Raw genomic sequence first — 519 nt, 5'->3', positions numbered from 1 at the left:
CCCGGCATCGATTAATCCTAATCGAAGTTTGTTGCGTAGCGTACCAGAAGGGTAACACTCAATGTCCGGTATCGTTCTTTCCTCCTCGGTTCGTCAGAACCTGCTCTCCCTCCAGTCCACCGCCGATCTTCTCGCCACCACGCAGAGCCGCCTGTCGACCGGCAAGTCGGTCAACTCGGCCCTGGACAATCCGACCAACTTCTTCACGGCACAGTCGCTCGACAACCGCGCCAGCGACATCAACAACCTGCTCGATGGCATCGGCAACGGCGTGCAGGTGCTGCAGGCCGCCAACACCGGCATCACCTCGCTGCAGAAGCTGGTCGACAGCGCCAAGTCCGTCGCCACCCAGGCGCTGCAGGCGACCGTCGGCTACTCCGCCAAGTCCAGCGTCAGCGTTAACATCAACGGCGCCACCTCGGACAACATCCTCGGCACCGGCGCCCCGATCGACGGCAGCGTGAACGGCGCCAACGAAGTCAACAACCAGTCGGTGGTCTATACGGCCCAGACCGGTAT

General features: G+C 61.8%; 1 protein-coding gene. It reads left to right on the top strand.

All coding sequences use genetic code 11. From position 1 onward, the window contains the following. Positions 1-61: 61 nt before the first annotated feature. Positions 62-519 (top strand): flagellin N-terminal helical domain-containing protein (locus ABS767_RS17585; RefSeq protein WP_408080787.1); only part of this gene is annotated, 458 nt, incomplete at its 3' end.

The sequence above is a fragment of the Sphingomonas plantiphila genome (assembly GCF_046000505.1).
GTDB lineage: Bacteria > Pseudomonadota > Alphaproteobacteria > Sphingomonadales > Sphingomonadaceae > Sphingomonas > Sphingomonas plantiphila.
Note: the sequence above shows the minus strand (reverse complement) of the source record. Positions and strands in the feature narration are given on the sequence as shown.